We start from the raw sequence: 19,361 nt of genomic DNA, 5'->3' as shown, positions 1-19,361 counted from the left end.
AGAGGACCGAGGGCGGGGATCAGCTGAACTGTCCCTCCTCGGTGGAGCCGGCCAGGGCGACCGTCGAGGAATCGGGATTCAACGTGGTGGAGACGGCGTCGAAGTAGCCGGTGCCGACTTCGCGCTGGTGCTTGGTGGCGGTGTAGCCGTGGGCCTCGGCGGCGAACTCCTCCTCCTGCAGCTCCACGTAGGCGGCCATCTGCCGTTCCTTGTAGCCGGCGGCCAGCTCGAACATCGAGTGGTTCAGCGCATGGAAGCCGGCCAGAGTGATGAACTGGAACGTGTAGCCCATCGCGCCGAGCTCGCGCTGGAAGCGCGCGATCGTGGCGTCGTCGAGATTCTTGCGCCAGTTGAACGACGGCGAGCAGTTGTAGGCCAGCATCACGTCCGGGTGCTCGGCCCTGACCTCCTCGGCGAAGCGCCGCGCGGCCTCCAGGTCCGGAGTGCCCGTCTCCATCCAGATCAGATCGGCGTAGGGAGCGTAGGCCTTGGCCCGGGCGATCGAGGGCTCGATCCCGCTGCGGACCTTGTAGAAGCCCTCGGCGGTGCGCTCGCCGGTGAGGAACTGCGCATCGCGCTCGTCGATGTCCGAGGTGATCAGCGTGGCCGCCTCGGCGTCGGTGCGGGCGATGAGCAGCGAGGGGACGTCGGCGACGTCGGCGGCCAGCCGCGCGGCCTGCAGCGTGCGGATGTGCTGGCCGGTCGGGACGAGGACCTTGCCGCCGAGGTGCCCGCACTTCTTCTCGCTGGCCAGCTGGTCCTCCCAGTGGACCGCCGCCGCGCCGGCGGAGATCATCTGCTTCATCAGCTCGTACGCGTTGAGCGGACCGCCGAAGCCGGCCTCGGCGTCGGCGACGATCGGAACCAGCCAGTCGGCGACGCTGCGCTCGCCCTCCAGATGTTCGATCTGGTCGGCGCGCATCAGTGCATTGTTGATGCGCCGGACGACGTTCGGCACCGAATTGGCCGGGTAGAGCGACTGGTCGGGGTAGGTGTGGCCCGAGAGGTTCGCGTCGCCGGCGACCTGCCAGCCGGAGAGGTAGATGGCCCGCAGCCCGGCGCGGACCTGCTGGACGGCCTGGTTGCCGGTCAGCGCGCCCAGCGCGTTGGTGTAGGCGCCGGCGGCGTGCTCGGCGGTGAGCTGCTCCCAGAGCTTCGAGGCGCCGCGGCGGGCCAGGGTCTGCTCCTCGAGCACCGAGCCCTGCAGCCGCACGACTTCCTCGGGGGTGTAGTCCCGGCGGACGCGGGCCCAGCGCGGGTCGGTCTGCCAGGCCCGGCGGATCTGCTCGGCGCGCTCGGCGTCGGTGCCGGCCTCGGCGGCGGGGGTCGTCGCGGTCGGACCGGGCCCGGAGGCGGTGGTCTCGTCCGCGGTGTTCCTCGTGGTCTCAGCAGCAGTGGCAGTCACGGTGTTCTCCTTCGAATCGGTGACCGGCGGCTTCTTCGCCGTGCATCCCACTCTGGGGCCGGTGCAACCCCGTTGTGCGAGGAATCCGGAGAGAATTTCTGCAGTTCTTCGCGACGGCGAAGAAATCGACGCCCTCGCGCCTCGCCGCGGCCCGTGACCTGCCGCCGACGCCTCCGTAGGCTGTGGACAGGAGCGACGACGTCACCGACGACGGCGAGGAGGACGACGATGGATCTTGCAGGCACCAGTGCGATCGTCAGCGGGGGCGGCCTCGGGACTCGGCCTGGCCGCGGCGACGCGGCTGCACGCCGCCGGCGCCGAGGTGGTCGTGCTCGACCGCCCGGACGACGCGGCCTCGAGGCGCGAACAGCAGGTCGCCGCGATCGGCGAGCGCGCACGCTTCGTCGGCGACGACGTCACCGATCCGGCCGCCGCCGCGGCTGCCGTCGACGCCGCGATCGACCGGGCCCCGCTGCGCGCGGCCGTCAGCTGCGCCGGCGTCGCCTCGCCGGGGAAGCTGGTGGGGCGCCGCGGCGTGCTGGACTCCGAGACCTTCATGCACGTGCTGGCGGTGAACACCGGCGGGACGATGAACCTCATGGCCCATGCCGCCGAAGCCATGCAGGCCAACGAGCTGCGCGGGGAGGACCGCGGAGTGCTGATCAACACCGCCTCGATCGCCGCCTTCGAGGGGCAGATCGGCCAGATCGCCTATGCCGCCTCGAAGGGGGCGGTGGCCTCGATGACGCTGCCGGCCGCCCGCGAGCTGGCCGCGACGCAGATCCGGGTGGTCACCATCGCTCCAGGGCTGTTCGAGACGCCGATGATGGCCGGACTGCCGGATCAGGCCCGCGCCTCGCTGGCGGAGAAGACCCCGCATCCGGCCCGGCTGGGCCGCCCGGAGGACTACGCGCTGACCGTCGAGCAGATCCTGACCAATCCGATGCTCAACGGCGAGGTGATCCGGCTCGACGGCGCGGTGCGGATGGAGCCGCGCTGACCGGCGGGGAGGGGCCCGCGAGCATCCCGGAGCCGCCGGACTTCTCCTGCACCTTCTACTACACTGCGTAGAAGAACCGCTCGTCATCCGCACCGACCCCGAAGGAGCCTCATGCCGCGCCTGACCATCGGCCTGGGCGGGATCCTCGTCCTGCTCGGCATCGTCGCCTACATCGCCACCGCCTTCGCCAGCGCCACCGCCCTGATCCCGTCGGCCCTCGGCGTGATCCTGGTGATCAGCGGGATCATCGGGGTGAAGCGTCCGAAGATCGGCATCCACATCGCTCTGGTGGTCGCGCTCGTCGGCGCGCTGGGCACCCTGATGCAGGTCTCGAGCCTGCCGGCGCTCTTCGCCGGCGAGGCCGAGCGGCCCGGCGCGGTGATCACCGGCACCATCGCCTTCGTGCTGCTGGTGGTCTACCTGGTCCTGGGCGTGCGCTCGTTCATCCGCGCCCGCCGCTGGGAGGGCCAGCAGGGCTGATCCTGCAGGACTGCCGGACCGCCGCCGGCCCGGTCCGTCGCGAGCGCACACCTCATGTGTCACCGAGGAGCGCCGACCGGACCTCCGGCGGCACATCAGGTGTGCCGCAGCACCGTCTCGGCGCGGCTCAGCGCACGGCCGCCCGGCGCCGCACCAGGTGGACGACGCCCATGATCGGCAGCAGGACCAGCCCGCCGAGCAGCGTGTCCAGCACCCGGTCGACGACCAGCTGGTCGACCGGTCGGGGCTGGGAGAGGTGGCTGACCATCAGCGCCAGCGGCGTGATGAACAGCAGGGCGAACCAGTAGACGCGGACCACGAAGAGCTCGGCGATGAACTGGAAGGCCGCCACCAGCAGGATCACCGCCGTCGTCGGCGGGTCCAGCGCCAGCAGCGCCCAGGCTCCGCCGACGCCCAGCGTCGTCCCGACGACGCGGTGGATGATCCGCGCCAGGCTCAGGGGAGCATGCGGCCGGGGCATGCAGGCGGCCACGGCCACCGCCGCCCAGTAGGAGTGCCCCAGTCCCATCAGGGAGGACAGCTGCATCGCCGCCGCCGTGCCCGCCGCCGCGAGGGCCGCCAGTCCCCACAGAGCCGGGTCGGCCAGCGCGTGCAGAGCGCGTCGGGGCGAGTCCAGCGGCCCGAGCAGCCGATGGTGCGGACCGGGCAGCCCGCGCAGCGGCCGGCCGACCAGGGTGAGGACCAGGCAGAACACGACGGTGGCTGCGGAGATGCCCAGCCGCGGCAGGAACTGCTCCGCCGTCAGCGGGATCGAGGAGATCACCCCGAAGGCGAACACCATGAAGATCGGGCCGAACGGCTTCAGCGCCATCGCCTGCGAGACCACCATGCCCAGTGCGGCGACGCCGGCGAGGCCGCCGACCACGGCGGCATCGGGCGAGCCCCGCAGCGCCACGGCCATCGCGGCGGCGATGACGGCCAGGAAGACCGCGCCGACGACGGCGAGGGTGGCCAGCCGACGCCGATACGTCTCGCCGCGGCCGTAGAGGATCACGAAGGCGGCGAAGGCCGCATAGGCGGCCAGGTCCTCGGCGCCGGCGGCGTGCAGCGCGAACAGCGAGACGCCCACGGCGACGGCGGCGCGCAGGCCGACCTCGACCTCCAGGCGCCCGAGCGAGGACGGCCAGACGAGCTCGCGCCGTCGGCGGCCTCCGCTCGGTGCCGGGGACTCGACCGCGGCGCCGCTCACGACGCACCCCCGCAGGACAGCCGCCCGGGGGTCGGCTCGACGTCGGCCTCCGTCTCCGGCCCGTCGTACTCGGAGCCGAGCACCAGATCGACGCCGAAGCTGCTCCGCCCGTCGAGGTCGACGACTGCCGCGGGCAGGTGCTGCTGCAGCGTGCGGGCCTGGCGCAGCCCGCGACCGCCGGCGCGGATGATGCTGTCGAACTCGGTGTCGGCGACGTATTCGTTGCCCACGTCGGTGACCCGGAAACCACGATCGCGCAGGTCGTCGGCGGCCTCTCCGGCCAGCCCGGACTCGTTGGTGGCGTTGTAGACGCTGATGCGCACCCGCTCCGGCACGACCGGGGCGAGCACGTCCTCGGGGCAGTCCTCGGTGTGCGGCACTCCCCCGCCGAGCTCGACGGAGAGCGTGCCGTCGATCATCAGCCAGCTCCCCAGCGTGACGGCGGCCAGCACCAGGCCCGAGGAGACAGCGACGAGGAGGCGGGACCGGCTCCGCGTCTCAGGAGGATCGGCCGGGCTCATGCTGACCATTCTACGAGCGTGGATCGGGCCGGGGGAGCGAGACGGCACGGTGCGTCGTCGCCCCCTCCGGCGCGACGTTCACTGTGCCGCCGATATGTTCACCCGAAGCACGAAGGCCGTGAACCCTGGATTTCCGAGGATCATCTTCTCCCCCTGCGCCTCTGCGTGATACTGTCCTGAACATAGTTGGATCACGAGAACCGGTCAGACACGGCTCTGGCTTGACCGGTCGGCAACCCTTTCCGCGTGACGGGGTGCCCCAGATGACGATCCGGCGCCGAGGATCAGCGGCATGCGCCGCCCGATCCGCAGGCGCAAGCACGGCGCAGGGGAAGCCTCCCTGTGGCGCCTCATGACCCATGGACGCTCCACACGGAGGTGACGATATGCCTGCATCCCTGCCCGCTCCGGGCATCACGACCGATTCGCCGCCCGACTCCGCACCGTCGGCGACGACCCCGAACACCTCGTTCCTGGTCCAGCGCACCCGGCGCACCTCGCTGATCTCCTTCGAGGTCTTCCCGCCGCGTCCGGGGCGCGCCGGCAGCAGCTCGACCGGCTCGCTGGACGAGGTCTGGCGCGGCATCGAGACGATGGCGGAGGCCACGCCGGACTACTTCTCCGTCACCCACGGCCACGGCCAGCCGGCCGGGGCCAATCGGACGGTCATCCGCCACCTGCTGGAGACCACCGACCAGCCGGTGATGGCGCATCTGATCTGCCAGGGCAGCACCACCGAGCAGATGCGCGAGACCGTCGCCGACCTGCTCGACGACGGCGTGCGCGACATCCTGGCGCTGCGCGGGGATCCGCCGCGCGGCGAGTCCGACTGGATCCACCAGCCCGACGGCCTGAACACCGGCGCCGCGCTGGTCCGCCTGATCCGGCAGATCGAGGCCGAGCGGCTGGAGGTCCCGGACGGTCCCGGCGCACGGCCGGTCTCGATCTCGGTGGCGGCCTATCCGCCGTCGGGCGCGGGCCGCGACCATGCCGCGGATCTGTGCGCCCTGTGGGAGAAGCAGGAGGCCGGCGCCGACTACGCGATAACCCAGGTCTTCTACGACGCCGAGGACTACGCCCGGCTGGTCGACGACGCCCGCTCGCAGGGCATCCATCTGCCGATCGTGGCCGGCATCGCTCCGCTGACCCATCCGAAGCGGCTGACGCGCCTGCAGGAGATCTCCGGCGTCCCGGTGCCGCAGCACCTGCTGGACCATCTGGACGTGGACCACGAGGCCGAGCGGCGCCGTCGCGGCGTGGCGGCCACGCTGCGACTGATCGACTCGGTGCTCGAGCTCGGCTGCCCGGGGCTGCACCTGTACACGTTCAACAAGCACCCCGCCGCTCTGGCAGTCCTGGAGCACCTGCGCATCCGCGACGCCGCCCGGCTCGCCCGCGCCTGAACCGGCGCTGCGTCCGCACCAGACCCCGCACCATCCCATGCCGCGACGCCACCACGCCTGCGACATGTCATGACTGACACAGGAGAATAGAATGACTGAGTCCACCCAGCCCCGCTCCGCCGCGACGGCCGGCGTGCCCAGCACGATTCTGGGCTACCCGCGCATCGGCCCGCACCGCGAGATCAAGCGCGCCCTGGAGGCTCACTGGCGCGGCGGCGACGTCGCCGAGCTGATATCCGCGATCTCGACCCACCGCACACGCACGGTCGAGCACCTCTCCCAGCTGGGCCTCGCCGGCGAGTCGGCGGTGCCCTTCGACGGCGCGGTCATCGACCAGGTGCTCGACGCCTCCGTGCTGCTGGGCCTGGTGCCCGCACGGTTCCGCGAGGCCGGCTTCACCGCCGCCGACCCGGACTCCGGCGCGGGCCTGGAGCTGCTGGCAGCACTCAGCCGCGGCACCGAGACGCTGGAGCCGCTGGAACTGACCAAGTGGTTCGACACCAACTACCACTACTACGTGCCCGAGCTCGAGGACGGCGTCGGCTTCGCCCCGGCCGCCGAGGCGCTGAGCGCCCGGGTGCGCGACCTCGTCGAGCAGACCGGCACCACGCTGCGCCCCACCCTGGTGGGTCCGGTGAGCTTCCTGCTGCTGGCCAAAACCGCCGCGGGCTCCACCGCCCCGCGGTTCGACCGCCTCGACGAGCTCACCGAGGCCTACGGCGCCCTGCTGGCCGCGCTGGCCGACGCCGGCGTCGAGCACGTGCAGCTGGAGGAGCCCGCGCTGGCCTCCGGCGGCTGGGACGTCGAGCGCGCCGAGGTCGTCGCCGGACTGCGGACGGCCTACGCCGCGCTGGCCGGGATCGAACAGCGCCCGCGGCTGGTCGTGCCGGTGGGCTACGGAGCCGCCGGCGACGACGCCCTGGCCGCTCTGGGTGCCGCCGGCGTCGAGGCGGTCGGCCTCGATCTCGAGCGCGGCGAGCTGCCCTCCTCAGAGGCGCTGGCCCCGCTGGCCGGCCGGCAGATCCTCGCCGGCGTCGTCGGGGGCCTGAACATCTGGCGCACCGCGGCCGGCGATGCCGCCCAGACTCTGCTGACCCTGCGTGAGCGCCATGACGGCCCGGTGGCGGTGAGCACCTCGACCTCGCTGATCCATGTGCCCCACGACGTCGAGCGCGAGACCGGTCTGGACCCGCAGGTCGCCTCCTGGCTGGCCTTCGCCGACCAGAAGGTCGCCGAGGTACTCACCGTGGCCGAGGTCCTCGACGGCGGCCGCGATCGCGCCGAGCAGCTGGCCGCCGCCGACGCCGAGATCCGCCGGGCCCGCGAGACCCACGCGCTGGTCCACGTGGACGCGGTGCGCCGGCGCGGCGAGTCGGTCAGCGTCGAGGACCGGCGCCGCGCCGACGCCGAGCACCGCCGGGCCGCCCAGGAGACCAGCCTGCGGCTGCCCGCGCTGCCGACCACCACGATCGGCTCCTTCCCGCAGACCGCCGAGATCCGCACGCTGCGGGCCGCCCATCGGCGCGGCGACCTGGACGCCGCGGAGTATCGGGCGGCGATCCGGGAGCAGATCACCGACTGCGTGGCCCGGCAGGAGGAGATCGGGCTGGACGTGCTCGTCCACGGCGAGGCCGAACGGAACGACATGGTCCAGTACTTCGCGGAGAACCTCGAGGGCTTCGTCACCACGACCCACGGCTGGGTGCAGTCCTACGGCTCGCGCTGCCTGCGTCCCCCGATCCTCTTCGGCGACGTCCACCGCCCCGAGCCGATCACCGTGGACTGGATCCGGCACGCCGCCGCGCAGACCGAGAAGCCGGTCAAGGGCATGCTCACCGGACCGGTGACGATCCTCGCGTGGTCTTTCGTCCGCGACGACCAGCCGCTGGCGACCACGGCGGATCAGATCGCGCTGGCGCTGCGCGACGAGGTCGAGGACCTGCAGGCCGCCGGCACGCGGATCATCCAGGTCGACGAGCCGGCGCTGCGCGAGCTGCTGCCGCTGCAGACCGCTGCGCAGGAGGACTACCTGCGCTGGTCGGTGGAGGCGTTCCGGCTGGCGACGTCGGCGGCGACGGCGGCCACCCAGGTGCACACCCATCTGTGCTACTCCGAGTTCGAGACGGTGCTGGGCGCCATCGACGCGCTCGACGCCGACGTCACCACCCTGGAGGCCTCGCGATCAGGCTTCGAGGTCGTCTCCGCGCTGGCCGAGCACGGCTACTCGCGCGGCATCGGCCCGGGCGTATGGGACATCCACTCCCCGCGCGTGCCCAGTGCGGAGGAGCTCGTCGAGCGTCTGCGCGTCGCCGCCGAGGGGCTGGACTCCTCGCTGGTCTGGGCGAATCCGGACTGCGGGCTGAAGACCCGCGGATGGGAGGAGACCGAGGCCTCGCTGCGCCGGCTGGTCGACGCCGCCGCCGTCGTCCGCGGCACGCTGGCAGAGTCCGAGCCGGCTCGGGCGGAGGCGTCCGCCGGAGTCTGAGGACCGCCCTCGCGATGCAGCTCAGTCCCGACGGGGCGTCGGGAACGCCTCCGCATCAGCACCGGTGACGGTGATGTCTCCGCCGCCGCTGGTCAGCCGCAGCGCGCAGTCGGCTCCGGACGCGTCGTCGGTCTCCCGCGAAGCTCCCTCCGCGGCGGCTTCCGGGAGATCGACGACGACCTCGCCGTCAGTGTCCGTCTCGACGGTGCAGCGCCCAGCGTCCGTCCCGGCCGGCAGTTCGATCGTGGTGGAGCCGGAGTCGAGGGACACCTCCACCGATCCCGGCAGCTCGGAGAACCTGAGGTCGACGGTGGAGCTGCCGCCCTGCACGGAGACCTCCTCGCTGCGCAGACCGGTGCCGCGGACCCATCCCGACTCGTTGACCACGTCGACAGCACCGGAGACGTCGTCGAGGACGGTGTCGGCAGACCCGGCGGAGAGCGTCAGCTCCCCGCTGATCCCGCTGACGTTCTGCGTGCCGCCCACGGCGACCATCTGCACCTCGACGTCCTGCGGCACGGCGAGAGAATGGGCTGCTCGGCATCGGGCCGCGCACTGCGAGCGGAGTGTCAGCCGGGTCCCGCGATCCACGCCCGCGCCGGCTCCGGATCCGTCGACGCCGAAGTTCATGTCCAGACGCACCTGCGCACGGTCTGAGGAGGCGCCGCGGACGGCGACGTCTCCCGCGTCGGCGCTCACGGAGACGGACTCGACCGGCTGCTCGATCGTGCGTTCCTCGACTCGGCGCGCCGCATCGGCCGGCCCCGTGACTTTGACGATGGCCGCCGTCGACGCCGGCACGGCGCAGGCCAGCACCAGAGCCGTCGCCGCCGCCCCGAGGCCGCCCCAGAGCCGGCGCGGCCAGACACCTGACGGTGGTGTCGTCGAATGCTGTTCCATGCTCATCGCGGCTCTTCCCCTCCTCCGTCTCCGCCGCGGATCCCTCGAGCACCGGCCGACAGGTGCTGCAGCACGGCCAGCACCCGACGGTTGTCGCTGCTCGCCGGCGGGATGTCCAACGTGCTGAAGATCGCGTTGATGTGCTTCGAGACCGCCGAGTCGCTCAGATGCAGCGCCGCGGCGATGCCGGCGTTGGAGCGGCCCTGGGCCATGAGCTCGAGCACCTCCCGCTCACGGTCGGTGAGCAGCTCGACGCCGTCGCGGCCGTGCTGCCGGCTCAGCAGCTGGGAGACCACCTCGGGATCCAGCACAGTGCCGCCCTCGGCCACCGACCGGACGGTGCCCAGGAACTCGTCGACGTCGGCGACGCGGTCCTTGAGCAGATAGGCGATCCCGCGGGTCCGCCCGGTGAGCAGGTCGACGGCATAGTGCTCCTCCACGTACTGCGAGAGCACGATGATCGCCAGCTCCGGGTGGTCGGCGCGCAGCTGCAGGGCCGCCCGGATGCCTTCGTCGGTGTGCGTCGGCGGCATGCGCACGTCGACGATGACCAGATCGGGGACCTCCTCGTCGACGGCGGCCAGCAGCGCCTGGGCGTCGCCGACCGAGGCGACGGTGACGAAGCCGGCGTGGTCGAGCAGCTTCACCACGCCTTCGCGCAGCAGCACGGAGTCCTCGGCGATGATCACCCGCATGGCAGCACCGCCTGCACCTGCGTGCCGCCGTCGGCGGGGCTGGAGATCTGCAGCCTGCCGTCGACGGTGTTCACCCGGCGGCGCAGCCCGTCCAGGCCCGTTCCGGCGGCGGGGTCGGCGCCGCCGCGGCCGTCGTCGACCACGGTCACCGTCAGCTCGTCGCCGGCCCGGCGGATCGTGATGTCCACGGCCTGCGCCTCGGCGTGGGCGATCGTGTTGGTCAGCGCCTCGGCGACGACGAAGTAGGCCGCCGCCTCGATCTGCACCGCCGGCCGCGGTTCGACGGCGACGTCGACGCGGACCGGCAGCGGCGCGCGGCCGGCCAGCGCGGAGACGGCGGCGTCGAGTCCTCGATCCTCCAGCACCGCCGGATGCAGCCCGCGGACCAGATCGCGGATCTCCTGCAGGGCGCAGGTCACCTCGCCCTGGGCACGGGTGAGCGTCTGACGCAGCGTCTCCGGATCCTCGGCGTGGGCCCTCCGGGCCAGCCCCAGGTCGACGGCGAGCGCGGTCAGCCGCTGCTGGGCGCCGTCGTGCAGGTCCCGCTCGATCCGGCGGCGCTCGGCGTCGGCGGCGACCACGGCGTCGGAGCGCGCCTCCTCGACATGCTGCAGGCGGGCCTGCAGCCGAGCGGTCTCATCGGTGCCGTAGAAGGCCCGCAGCAGACGGCGGTCGAGCTGACTGAGCCGGTGGACGATCCAGGGCGAGGCCGCGAGGACGGCGACGGCGAGGATCGTGACCACCGGTCGAGACCGGCCCTGGAAGAGCGACGCGCCGGTGGGCACGCCGTCGCTGGTCAGCGAAAGGGCCAGCAGCACGGCGGCCGTGACCGTGCAGGCGATCGTCCCCGCGACCAGCAGCGTGGAGACCGCCGCTCCTGCCACGACGCGGCCGAGCATCCCCGGCTTGGTGCGGTCCTTGCTCCACATCAGACAGCGCCACCAGGGCCTGCCGTCGGGTGTGGGCGGCGGGCGGCAGCGTCTCGCCGAGCAGATGCGTCGCCCGCGCATGCTGCAGCTGCTCGGCCAGGCGTGCCGCCGCGGGCAGCACGAGGACCATCACGGCGACGGCGACGGCGATGCGCGGCACCAGCGGCAGCTGGCTCGGAAGCCCGAGGAGACGGTCGATCGGCGGCCAGCCGCCCGGCTGCATCAGCCGCATGTACACCAGGACGCTGCCGAATCCGAGCATCCAGACCAGCCAGCCGGTGACCAGCGAGATCAGCTCGGTGACCATCCGCTGGAAGAGCTCCGGCCGGCGGCCCGGCGCCCGGCCCGTCGCGGCCTCGGCGTCCGGACCGGACGCGGCCCCGGGGACCGCTCCGGAGACCGCACCGGGCGCCGTCGTCGGCTGGTGACCCTCCTGCGCCGCTGTGCGGCGCCGCTCCGTCGTCGTCTCCATCACCTGCGAGCCTATGCGGACAGCACGGCGGGCGACGAGCGAGGTGACTGCCGGATCGAGGTGCAGTTTCCTGCACCCCGACCCGGGCCGGGTCCGCCTCGGCTCAGCGCTTCAGCGCCTCGGCGACGTCCTTCAGCAGCTGCGGGACGTCGTCGCGGCCGGTGATCGCCTCGATGAGCACCAGCTGGTCGCGGTGGGCCATCGTGTCCCGGCAGGCCTCGAGCAGCTCGGCCTCGGTGGTGACGCGGTGATACCGATACCCGCCCTCGGCCGCGCCGAAGAGCTGCGGCACCAGCTCCCAGCGCCACCGGGCGATGTCGTTGTAGGACTGGTCGGCACCGTGGATGGCGCGCTCGACCGTGTAGCCGTCGTTGTTGACCAGCACGACCACGGCCGGCAGCTGCTCGCGGATGATCGTGCCCATCTCCTGGATGGTCAGCTGCGCGGAGCCGTCGCCGATGAGCAGCACCGGCCGGCGCTCGCGGTCGGCCAGTCCCGCTCCGAGGATCGCCGGCAGCGTGTAGCCGATCGAGCCCCACATCGGCTGGCCGATGAACGTCGACGACGCCGGGAACCGGTGGGCGGCCATGCCGAAGTAGCTGGTGCCCTGGTCGGCGGCGACGATGTTGCCCGACTCCAGCTGGGACGCCAGGGTCGACCACAGCGCGTCCTGGGTGAGCGGCCCCTCCCCCGGCTCGTGCGGGGTCGTCGGGTCCTCGGCGGTCTCGTGCGGCATCGCCGCGACGTCGCCGAGATCGGTGATCACCCGGTGGACCACCTGCAGCGCGACCTCCAGCGAGATCGGAGTGAAGACCTCTCCGGCGACCCGCGCGCCGAAACGCGAGATCTCGATGAGCCTCGACGCGTCCAGGTCCATGGAGAAGCCGGCGGTGGTGTTGTCGGTGTACTCCACCCCGACGGTGATCAGCGCCTCGGCCTCCTCGATCACCTCGCGCACCTGCGGCTGCGAGGCCGCCCCGGCGTAGATGCCGACGAAGTGCGGATCGGATTCGTCGACCAGCGTCTTGCCCCAGGCCAGCGTGGCGAAGGGCAGCCGGGTCTCGGAGAGCATCGCCGAAAGCTGCTCGGTCGCGCCCAGCCGGTGGACCATCAGATCCGCCAGCACCGCGGCCCGACGGCCGGAGAGGAAGCGCCGCACGGCCTGCTCGAAGGCCGCCTCGGCGCCGGGGGTGGTCTGCACCAGGTCGGTGGCCAGCGGCTCGGCGGGCGGGAAGGTCGGAACCTCGGCGACGTCGTGGGCCAGCATCAGGTAGCCGGGCTTGCGGCGGAAGACCACCTCGCGCAGAACCCGGTCGATCTCCCAGGTGGCGGTGGCTGCGTCGAGGTCGGCATGGGCGCAGGTGACCTCGGCGGCCATGCGCACGAAGTGCTTGAAGTCGCCGTCGCCCAGCGAGTGATGGATCTTCCGGCCCGAGGCCTGGACCTCTTTGGGCGGGGCGCCGACGATCTGCACCACCGGCACCGACTCCGCGCATGAGCCGGCCAGCGCGTTGATCGCCGAGAGCTCGCCGACGCCGTAGGTGGTCAGGAAGGCCCCGACCCCGCGGATGCGGGCGTAGCCGTCGGCGGAGTAGCCGGCGTTGAGCTCATTGGCCGAGCCGACCCAGCGCACCGTGTCATGGGAGACGACGTGGTCCAGGAAGTGCAGATTGAAGTCGCCGGGGACGCCGAACATCTCGGTCAGCCCGAGCTCGGCCAGCCGGTCGAGCAGGTAGTCGCCGATCGCGTAGTCGCGCCGGACCTGCCGGGTCTCCGGATCATGCTGAATCTGCTGGTCAGCGGGTGCGGACATGGAGGTCACCTTCCATCGGTCGTCGAGCATGCGCCCGCCCTTGTGGGACTTTCCGCATGCTGTGCAGTGAGGCACACTGGATGCACACGCCACGGGGCTGTGGCGATCACCGTGTCCTCCGAACAGGGGGCGCCTCGGCGGGTCGCGCAGCTCGCGCCCCGCCCTCCATTGTCCTGTGAACGTCCGGATTCTGCACGGCCCGCCCGGCAGACACGACCCGAGGAGCCGCGACGATGCCCACCACCACTTCCTGGTCCTCCGCCCCGCTGCTCGCGCTGGGCACCGTCGCGCTGCTCGCGCTGACCGGCTGCCAGGGCGACGGGGGCGACGCCGGCGGAGACCTGGACGACGGGACGTCGCCGAGCACCTCGGCGGCGCCGAGCGCAGACGCCGACGGCGGCGTGGACGCGAACGCCGGCGAGGAGTCTCCCTCGCCCGCGGACTCGCAGGACCCGACCGGAGACACCTCGACGTTCACCTCGGCGGAGGGCACCTACAGCTGGGAGGTGCCCTCCGGGCTGAGCCTCGGCGAGAACACCGCCGAGGAATATCCGGGATGGGCCGACGGCGAGTCCTCCCAGCGGTACTCCATCACCAGCTCCTCGGGGGAGAACTACGGCGAGATCGTCATCAACACCGCCACCGATGCCGGAGGCGCGCCGGCGATGCACCGCGAGCTCCTCGACTCGCAGCGGCTGACCGACGCCGGCCAGGGAGACACGGAGACGTGGGCGCAGAGCCTGCTGTCCAGCAACTGCCTGACCACCACCCAGATGGTCCCTCCCGAGGGGAGCCGTACCTCGGACGACGCGTCCGGCCCCGAGGACTGCGAGTACCGGATCGTCATGAGCCTGGTGTCCGTCGAGCCCGATCAGGAGCTCGAGGACTCCGACGTCTGGACCTTCTTCCACGACACTCCCGAGGAGCACGCCGGCAACGTCATGATGAACGCGACTCTCCCCCCGCCGCCGGAGGGCGGAGACCCGACCTGGCTGAGCCGCGAGGACGCCGAGGCGCTGACCGACGCTCCGGAGTACCAGCAGCTGTGGGAGCTGTTCACCAGCTTCGCCCTGCACGAGGAGGCCGTCGAGGGACCTGAGGAGGCGGACGCCGGTGCGGCGAGCGGGAGCCCGTCCGACGCATCGGACGATCCGGACGACGAGGCGCCCGAGAGTCAGGAGGGGGCCGACGACGACGGCTGATCGGCTTCCGGGGCGGCAGCCGACCCGGCGCCCGCGCCGGTCTCCGAGGAGGCCTCGGACCGCCCTGAGTCCTCGGTCTTCCCGCGACTCTCCGCCCGATTCTCGGCGGCGGCCATCGCCCCGACGCCGATCCCGCCCACGACGGCCATGACCGGACGCGGCCGCCGAACACCGATCCCGCGCAGTCCGCGTTCGGCGGCGTCGTCGGCCCACAGCGAGAGGCGGGCGATGCCGTGCGCCGTCCCGCCGACGACGGACCCGATGACGAGGCCGGCGACGACGCGGCGCAGCGGCGAGGCGCGTCGCTCCTCCGGGGTCTGCTCGGCAGACCGCTCGGCCCGCTGCTCGATCTCCTCGGCGGCGGTCGCCGACGGCGCGGACGCCAGGGACATCGCGGCCAGCCCGCCGCCGAGGAGCACCGCGGGGCCCCACAGGTAGATCTCCCGCACAGCGCGCGGCCAGCGGCGCGCAGGGATCAAGGTCAGCAGGCCGGACACCGCGCCCTGGACCCAGGGATCGTCGACGGCACGCCGTGTCGTCGGGCAGGCGGATGACCGGAGGCGGGAGGACGATGAACTCATGACCCGCACCCTAGGACGACGCGAGCCGGCCGCCATCCTCCCCGGGGATGATCCCGCAGCACGCGGCGCGGCCGCGGCCGGACGGCCTGGGGCCCGCTCGGGCGTGGAAAGGCCCCACGTGCACCTGCCAGAGCCCACCTACCCTTGCTACCTTCCGGTCCTGGGGGAGTTCAGCAGGATGACACCACACGTGGGGCCGACATCCATACTAGCCCTCGCCGACTCGGCTTGGCCAACCAGCACCCGCGCGGCTCCGGCGGGACGACTCACGCGCCGATCCGAGGTCTCGATGTGCGTTCCGCCCCCGATGTCCGCTAGGATGAAATCTGCTTTCGCGGCATCGCCGCGTGCACCTGAGGGTGCCGCCGGTCAGGATGCCGCGGACAGCGGCCAGGAGGATTCGCCTAGCGGCCTATGGCGCACGCTTGGAACGCGTGTTGGGTTAACGCCCTCGAGGGTTCGAATCCCTCATCCTCCGCCGATCGAGGCCCGGAGCTCCCACGGAGCTCCGGGCCTCTTCGTCGCTCCGGACCGGCTGAGGGCCCTCCCCCGGCGCATCGAGTGGCGGCTCCCAGCAGCTTCTGCCGCGGCGACACGGCGCGTCGTCGGGGAGATGCCGCTCGGAGCCGCCACTCGACGCAGGGGCCCAGGACGGGACCCCAGGACGCGCAGGGCAGGAGAGCCGCCCGCAGCAGCTCAGGTCCGCAGTCTCAGATCAGCATCCCCGCTCAGGACGCCGGCTCGCGCACCACCGCCAGACTGAAGCCGTCCCACCCCTTCGCGCCGACGGTCTGCACCGCAGTGGCCTCCAGCCACGGGTCGTCGCCCTGGTCCTGCAGGAACTGCCGGATGCCGCGGATGTCAGGGTCCGACGAGTCCGCATCGAGCACGGCGCCGTCGCGGACCACGTTGTCGCCGACGATCACCGTGCCCGGACGCGCCATCTGCAGGGCCAGCTGCAGGTACCGCGGATTGCCCGCCTTGTCGGCGTCCAGGAAGACCAGGTCGAAGGCCGCGCCGTCGCCGCCGCGGAACTCCTCCACCAGCTGCTCCAGCGTCTGTTCGGCCGCGCCGACGCGGATGTCGACGCGGTCGCCGACGCCGGCGGCGTCCAGATTGGTCCGGGCGACGTCGGCATGGGCAGGCTCGGACTCGCAGGTCACGACCTCACCGTCCTCGCCGACGGCGCGGGCCATCCAGAGCGTGGAGAAGCCGGCCAGCGTGCCGACCTCCAGCACCCGGCGCGCCCCGGAGATCTCGGTCAGCAGCCCGAGGAGCTTGCCCGTGCCGGACGAGACCTCGATGCCGGGCATCGAGGCTTCCTGCGCGCGGCGCTGCACCTCGGCGAACTGGTCATCCGGGCGGACGATGCTGTGCTCCAGGTGTGCGTCGACGTCGGCCCAGGAGCTCGTCGTGCGATCGGGGCCGGACTGGGTCACGGGAGTCGAGGAATCATCCATGGCGCCAGCCTATGGACCCCGACCCGCGCGCGGAAGGACGGATGGAACGGCGACCATCTCCGCCCGCTACACTGAGCTCGGCACACCCGCCCGATCCCGCACCAGGACCGCCTCCGCCGCTCATGTCTGCCCCCACCAGCCTCCACCTCCCCCGCCGTTCCGCCGGGGCCCGCCGGCGCGCGCCCGCGCATGGACTGGATGGATCTGCTGCGCGGCACCGCGGTGCTGCTCGTCGTCGTGCTCCACGCGGCGACCATCCCGGCCTCGACCGGCGATGCGATCCGCGAGTGGGTGCTGATCAACCGCTACGTCGAGCCCTTCCGCATGCCCATGCTGATGCTGCTCTCCGGCATGCTGCTGCCGACGTCGCTGACGAAACCGACCGCGCAGTATCTCTGGGGCAAGGTCGCCGGGATCGCCTGGCCGGCAGCGGTCTGGATGGTGCTCTACGGCGTGCTGGTCTTCCGCAACGGCCCCGGAGATCCGGACTACTGGCTGACCGGGGACTACCTGTGGTTCCTGCTGGCGCTGACGGCCTGCTACCTGGCCGCGCTGCTGCTCCGGGGCGTGCCGTTCGTCGGCGTCGCCGCGGCGATGCTCGTCGTCGTCACCTCCGTCGACGTCCCCGGCGGGCTGGCGACCAAGACCCTCTACTACGGGGCGTTCTTCTTCCTCGGCGCCGGACTCGGCCATCTGGTGCCCCGCTGGGTCCGCGCTCCCTGGCCCGTGGTGGCGCTGCTCGGCGTCGCCGCGGCGGTGCTGTCGCATCTGGGGCTGGAGGACCAGCGCCTGCGGCTGGGCACGCTGGAGGCGGCCGGCATCTCGGTGCTGGGGCTGCTGGTGATCCTCTGGGTCGCGCCGCGGCTGCCCGTCGGCGGGGCCGCGCGCTTCCTGCGCTGGGTCGGACGGAGCTCGATCGTCGTCTACGTCGCGCACTTCCCCCTCCTGGTGCTGGTCCACCGCGGGCTCGAGCGCCTGGGCGCCGACCCGTTCTGGCACGTCACGCTGACCACCGTCGTCGGGCTGGCGCTGACGGTGCTCATGGTGCGACTGCGGCCCCGCATGCCGTGGCTGTACGTCGCCCCGGGCGCCGCGCGGATCGCCGGGCGGCTGCGGGCCCGCACCGAGGCGCGAGCCGGGGCAAGCACCGGGGCCCGCACCGGGGCCAGCACCGGGGCCAGCACCGGGGCTCCGACGAATGCGGACGTCCGCGCTGCACGGTAGGGTCATGTCAGTGAGCACCGCCCTGTATCGCCGCTACCGCCCGGACACGTTCGCCGACGTGATCGGACAGGAGCATGTCACCGCTCCCCTGGTCACGGCGCTGGGCAAGAATGCCGTCTCGCACGCCTACCTGTTCTCCGGACCGCGCGGCTGCGGCAAGACCACCAGCGCCCGCATCCTGGCGCGCTGCCTGAACTGCGAGCAGGGCCCGACCGGCATGCCCTGCGGCGAGTGCGAGTCCTGCCGCGACCTGTCCACCGGCGGCTCCGGGTCGCTGGACGTCATCGAGATCGACGCCGCCTCCCACGGAGGCGTCGACGACGCGCGCGACCTGCGCGAGCGGGCCACCTTCGCCCCGGTGCGCGACCGCTACAAGATCTTCATCATCGATGAGGCTCATATGGTCACCGCCGCGGGCTTCAACGCGCTGCTGAAGATCGTGGAGGAGCCTCCGGAGCACATCAAGTTCGTCTTCGCGACGACCGAGCCGGACAAGGTCATCGGCACCATCCGCTCGCGCACCCACCACTACCCGTTCCGCCTGGTCCCGCCGGAGCCCCTGCTGGAGTACCTGCAGCGGCTCTGCACCGAGGAGCAGGTCCCGGTCGACCACGGCGTGCTGCCGCTGGTCATCCGCGCCGGCGGCGGGTCGGTGCGCGACACGCTCTCCGTGCTGGACCAGCTCATCGCCGGCTCCGAGGCATCGGGCATCGACTATGACCGCGCCGTCGCCCTGCTGGGCTTCACCCATGCCAGCCTGCTCGACGACGTCGTCGGCGCCGTCGCCGCGCTCGACGGCGCGACGGCCTTCAGCGTGGTCGACCGCGTCGTGCAGTCGGGCCAGGATCCGCGGCGCTTCGTCGAGGACCTGCTCGAGCGCATGCGTGACCTGATCATCGTGAAGTCGATGCCGGAGAACCCCGGGGCGATCCTGCGCGGCGTCCCCGACGACCAGATCCGCGGCATGCAGCAGCAGGCCGCCGCCGTCGGCCACGCCGAGCTCTCGCGCGCCGCCGACATCACCGCCCAGGCACTGACCGACATGGTCGGCGCCACCTCGCCGCGGCTGCACCTCGAGCTGCTGATGGCCCGGCTGCTGCTGCCCCAGGCGGAGTCGGGCGTCTCGAGCCTGGCCTCCCGGCTGGAACGCATGGAGCGCCGGCTGGACTTCGCCTCGGAGGCGGGCATGACGCCTGCCGCCCCGGAGACTCCGGCCGCGGAGGCCGGTGCCGCCGAGGCCGCGCCGACGCCGTCCGCGACGCCGGAACGACCAGACGACGCCGCGGCCGGCGCGACGCAGCCGGTCCAGGAGCGGCCCCAGGAGCCGACTCCCCAGCCCGCTCAAGCACCGACGGTCGCGGCCGCGGAGTCCTGGGGCACTGCGCCGAACCGGTCTGAGCCGACGTCGGCACCGGCGGCCGCGCAGCCCGCCGCCGAGTCGACGCCTGCGCCGCCCGCTGACTCGTCCACCGAGCCGGCGGAGGAGTCGATGCCCGCGCCGGGTGCCGGCTCCGCCGACGAATGGGCGACGCCGGGCGTGCCGCGCGCCGCCGAGGGGGCGGCGGAGCGGCCGGAGGAGCA

At 72.5% G+C, this 19,361-nt stretch carries 17 protein-coding genes, 1 tRNA gene, 1 other RNA gene and 1 riboswitch; of the genes, 9 read left to right on the top strand and 10 right to left on the bottom strand.

Going from position 1 to position 19,361, the window contains the following annotated elements; translation table 11 throughout:
• Positions 1 to 19: 19 nt before the first annotated feature.
• On the bottom strand, positions 20 to 1,282 hold the full coding sequence (gene aceA, locus GU5_RS0100325; protein WP_050806535.1) for an isocitrate lyase: 1,263 nt from the start codon (positions 1,280 to 1,282) through the stop codon (positions 20 to 22).
• 358 nt (positions 1,283 to 1,640) lie between these two features.
• On the opposite strand from aceA, the gene GU5_RS15710 reads away from it, so the two are divergent.
• Positions 1,641 to 2,405, top strand: coding sequence for an SDR family NAD(P)-dependent oxidoreductase (locus GU5_RS15710; RefSeq protein WP_369750438.1), 765 nt, complete (start codon positions 1,641 to 1,643; stop codon positions 2,403 to 2,405).
• Positions 2,406 to 2,516: 111 nt separating this feature from the next.
• Positions 2,517 to 2,885, top strand: a complete 369-nt coding sequence (locus tag GU5_RS17140; protein WP_010523586.1) for a hypothetical protein — start codon at positions 2,517 to 2,519, stop codon at positions 2,883 to 2,885.
• Between the two features lie 127 nt (positions 2,886 to 3,012).
• On the opposite strand, the gene GU5_RS0100310 is transcribed toward GU5_RS17140, so the two are convergent.
• The gene (locus GU5_RS0100310) at positions 3,013 to 4,095 is read right to left on the bottom strand and encodes an FUSC family protein (RefSeq protein WP_010523585.1); all 1,083 of its coding nucleotides are present in this window, start codon (positions 4,093 to 4,095) and stop codon (positions 3,013 to 3,015) included.
• The gene (locus GU5_RS16105) at positions 4,092 to 4,616 is read right to left on the bottom strand and encodes a LytR C-terminal domain-containing protein (protein WP_010523584.1); all 525 of its coding nucleotides are present in this window, start codon (positions 4,614 to 4,616) and stop codon (positions 4,092 to 4,094) included. Before GU5_RS16105 ends, GU5_RS0100310 begins: the two co-directional genes overlap by 4 nt.
• 189 nt (positions 4,617 to 4,805) lie before the next feature.
• Positions 4,806 to 4,943: riboswitch (SAM riboswitch) on the top strand.
• Positions 4,944 to 5,002: 59 nt separating this feature from the next.
• On the opposite strand from GU5_RS16105, the gene GU5_RS13165 reads away from it, so the two are divergent.
• Positions 5,003 to 6,019 (top strand): methylenetetrahydrofolate reductase, encoded by a 1,017-nt coding sequence (locus GU5_RS13165; RefSeq protein WP_010523583.1) that lies wholly within the window; start codon positions 5,003 to 5,005, stop codon positions 6,017 to 6,019.
• A 91-nt stretch (positions 6,020 to 6,110) separates the two neighbouring features.
• Complete coding sequence (gene metE / locus GU5_RS0100295) at positions 6,111 to 8,504, top strand: 5-methyltetrahydropteroyltriglutamate--homocysteine S-methyltransferase (RefSeq protein WP_010523582.1); 2,394 nt, start codon at positions 6,111 to 6,113, stop codon at positions 8,502 to 8,504.
• A 21-nt stretch (positions 8,505 to 8,525) separates the two neighbouring features.
• Here the strand turns inward: metE and GU5_RS0100290 are convergent, their stop codons facing one another.
• From GU5_RS0100290 to GU5_RS13160, 3 genes are read right to left on the bottom strand one after another with little or no spacing between them, the layout of a single operon-like run.
• Complete coding sequence (locus tag GU5_RS0100290; RefSeq protein WP_139084236.1) at positions 8,526 to 9,410, bottom strand: DUF4097 domain-containing protein; 885 nt, start codon at positions 9,408 to 9,410, stop codon at positions 8,526 to 8,528.
• On the bottom strand, positions 9,407 to 10,099 hold the full coding sequence (locus GU5_RS0100285) for a response regulator transcription factor (protein WP_010523580.1): 693 nt from the start codon (positions 10,097 to 10,099) through the stop codon (positions 9,407 to 9,409). Before GU5_RS0100285 ends, GU5_RS0100290 begins: the two co-directional genes overlap by 4 nt.
• Positions 10,090 to 11,028, bottom strand: coding sequence for a sensor histidine kinase (locus GU5_RS13160; protein WP_010523579.1), 939 nt, complete (start codon positions 11,026 to 11,028; stop codon positions 10,090 to 10,092). The genes GU5_RS0100285 and GU5_RS13160 overlap by 10 nt, the downstream gene beginning before the upstream one ends.
• Before the next feature lie 230 nt (positions 11,029 to 11,258).
• Here GU5_RS13160 and GU5_RS0100275 point away from each other — a divergent pair, with 230 nt between their 5' ends.
• The gene (locus GU5_RS0100275; RefSeq protein ID WP_010523578.1) at positions 11,259 to 11,456 is read left to right on the top strand and encodes a hypothetical protein; all 198 of its coding nucleotides are present in this window, start codon (positions 11,259 to 11,261) and stop codon (positions 11,454 to 11,456) included.
• 147 nt (positions 11,457 to 11,603) lie between these two features.
• Here GU5_RS0100275 and GU5_RS0100270 read toward each other — a convergent pair whose 3' ends face one another.
• Positions 11,604 to 13,313, bottom strand: a complete 1,710-nt coding sequence (locus GU5_RS0100270; protein WP_139084235.1) for an alpha-keto acid decarboxylase family protein — start codon at positions 13,311 to 13,313, stop codon at positions 11,604 to 11,606.
• Positions 13,314 to 13,546: 233 nt separating this feature from the next.
• Here GU5_RS0100270 and GU5_RS0100265 point away from each other — a divergent pair, with 233 nt between their 5' ends.
• Entirely contained in the window at positions 13,547 to 14,515 is a 969-nt protein-coding gene (locus tag GU5_RS0100265; protein ID WP_010523576.1) for a hypothetical protein, read from the top strand.
• Here GU5_RS0100265 and GU5_RS0100260 read toward each other — a convergent pair.
• Together GU5_RS0100260 and ffs are read right to left on the bottom strand one after the other, a co-directional pair.
• A complete protein-coding gene (locus GU5_RS0100260; protein ID WP_139084234.1) occupies positions 14,488 to 15,096 on the bottom strand; it encodes a hypothetical protein in 609 nt (202 codons plus the stop codon). The genes GU5_RS0100265 and GU5_RS0100260 overlap by 28 nt on opposite strands.
• Positions 15,097 to 15,200: 104 nt before the next feature.
• Positions 15,201 to 15,297, bottom strand: an RNA gene (gene ffs, locus GU5_RS16535) — signal recognition particle sRNA small type.
• A gap of 192 nt (positions 15,298 to 15,489) precedes the next feature.
• On the opposite strand from ffs, the gene GU5_RS0100255 reads away from it, so the two are divergent.
• Positions 15,490 to 15,574: transfer RNA gene (locus GU5_RS0100255), tRNA-Ser, on the top strand.
• Between the two features lie 250 nt (positions 15,575 to 15,824).
• Here the strand turns inward: GU5_RS0100255 and GU5_RS0100250 are convergent.
• Positions 15,825 to 16,556: an O-methyltransferase gene (locus GU5_RS0100250; RefSeq protein WP_050806532.1), complete on the bottom strand. Its 732-nt coding sequence runs from the start codon at positions 16,554 to 16,556 to the stop codon at positions 15,825 to 15,827.
• Between the two features lie 198 nt (positions 16,557 to 16,754).
• On the opposite strand from GU5_RS0100250, the gene GU5_RS0100245 reads away from it, so the two are divergent.
• Positions 16,755 to 17,780, top strand: a complete 1,026-nt coding sequence (locus GU5_RS0100245; RefSeq protein WP_010523573.1) for an acyltransferase — start codon at positions 16,755 to 16,757, stop codon at positions 17,778 to 17,780.
• 4 nt (positions 17,781 to 17,784) lie between these two features.
• A partial coding sequence (locus GU5_RS0100240; protein ID WP_139084233.1) for a DNA polymerase III subunit gamma and tau occupies positions 17,785 to 19,361 on the top strand: 1,577 nt, incomplete at its 3' end.

The organism is Nesterenkonia sp. F, assembly GCF_000220985.1.
Classification (GTDB): Bacteria; Actinomycetota; Actinomycetes; order Actinomycetales; family Micrococcaceae; genus Nesterenkonia.
The sequence above is the reverse complement of the archived record's forward strand: the minus strand, read 5'-3'. Positions and strand labels throughout refer to the sequence as shown.

What these genes read in the sequence shown, in the direction of transcription:
- GU5_RS17140 (WP_010523586.1), top strand. Translation starts at nt 2,517, where the DNA reads ATGCCGCGCCTGACCATCGGCCTGGGCGGGATCCTCGTCCTGCTCGGC.
- GU5_RS16105 (WP_010523584.1), bottom strand. Translation starts at nt 4,616, where the DNA reads ATGAGCCCGGCCGATCCTCCTGAGACGCGGAGCCGGTCCCGCCTCCTC.
- GU5_RS13165 (WP_010523583.1), top strand. Translation starts at nt 5,003, where the DNA reads ATGCCTGCATCCCTGCCCGCTCCGGGCATCACGACCGATTCGCCGCCC.
- metE (WP_010523582.1), top strand. Translation starts at nt 6,111, where the DNA reads ATGACTGAGTCCACCCAGCCCCGCTCCGCCGCGACGGCCGGCGTGCCC.
- GU5_RS0100290 (WP_139084236.1), bottom strand. Translation starts at nt 9,410, where the DNA reads ATGAGCATGGAACAGCATTCGACGACACCACCGTCAGGTGTCTGGCCG.
- GU5_RS0100285 (WP_010523580.1), bottom strand. Translation starts at nt 10,099, where the DNA reads ATGCGGGTGATCATCGCCGAGGACTCCGTGCTGCTGCGCGAAGGCGTG.
- GU5_RS13160 (WP_010523579.1), bottom strand. Translation starts at nt 11,028, where the DNA reads ATGTGGAGCAAGGACCGCACCAAGCCGGGGATGCTCGGCCGCGTCGTG.
- GU5_RS0100275 (WP_010523578.1), top strand. Translation starts at nt 11,259, where the DNA reads ATGTACACCAGGACGCTGCCGAATCCGAGCATCCAGACCAGCCAGCCG.
- GU5_RS0100270 (WP_139084235.1), bottom strand. Translation starts at nt 13,313, where the DNA reads ATGTCCGCACCCGCTGACCAGCAGATTCAGCATGATCCGGAGACCCGG.
- GU5_RS0100265 (WP_010523576.1), top strand. Translation starts at nt 13,547, where the DNA reads ATGCCCACCACCACTTCCTGGTCCTCCGCCCCGCTGCTCGCGCTGGGC.
- GU5_RS0100260 (WP_139084234.1), bottom strand. Translation starts at nt 15,096, where the DNA reads ATGAGTTCATCGTCCTCCCGCCTCCGGTCATCCGCCTGCCCGACGACA.
- GU5_RS0100250 (WP_050806532.1), bottom strand. Translation starts at nt 16,556, where the DNA reads ATGGATGATTCCTCGACTCCCGTGACCCAGTCCGGCCCCGATCGCACG.
- GU5_RS0100245 (WP_010523573.1), top strand. Translation starts at nt 16,755, where the DNA reads ATGGATCTGCTGCGCGGCACCGCGGTGCTGCTCGTCGTCGTGCTCCAC.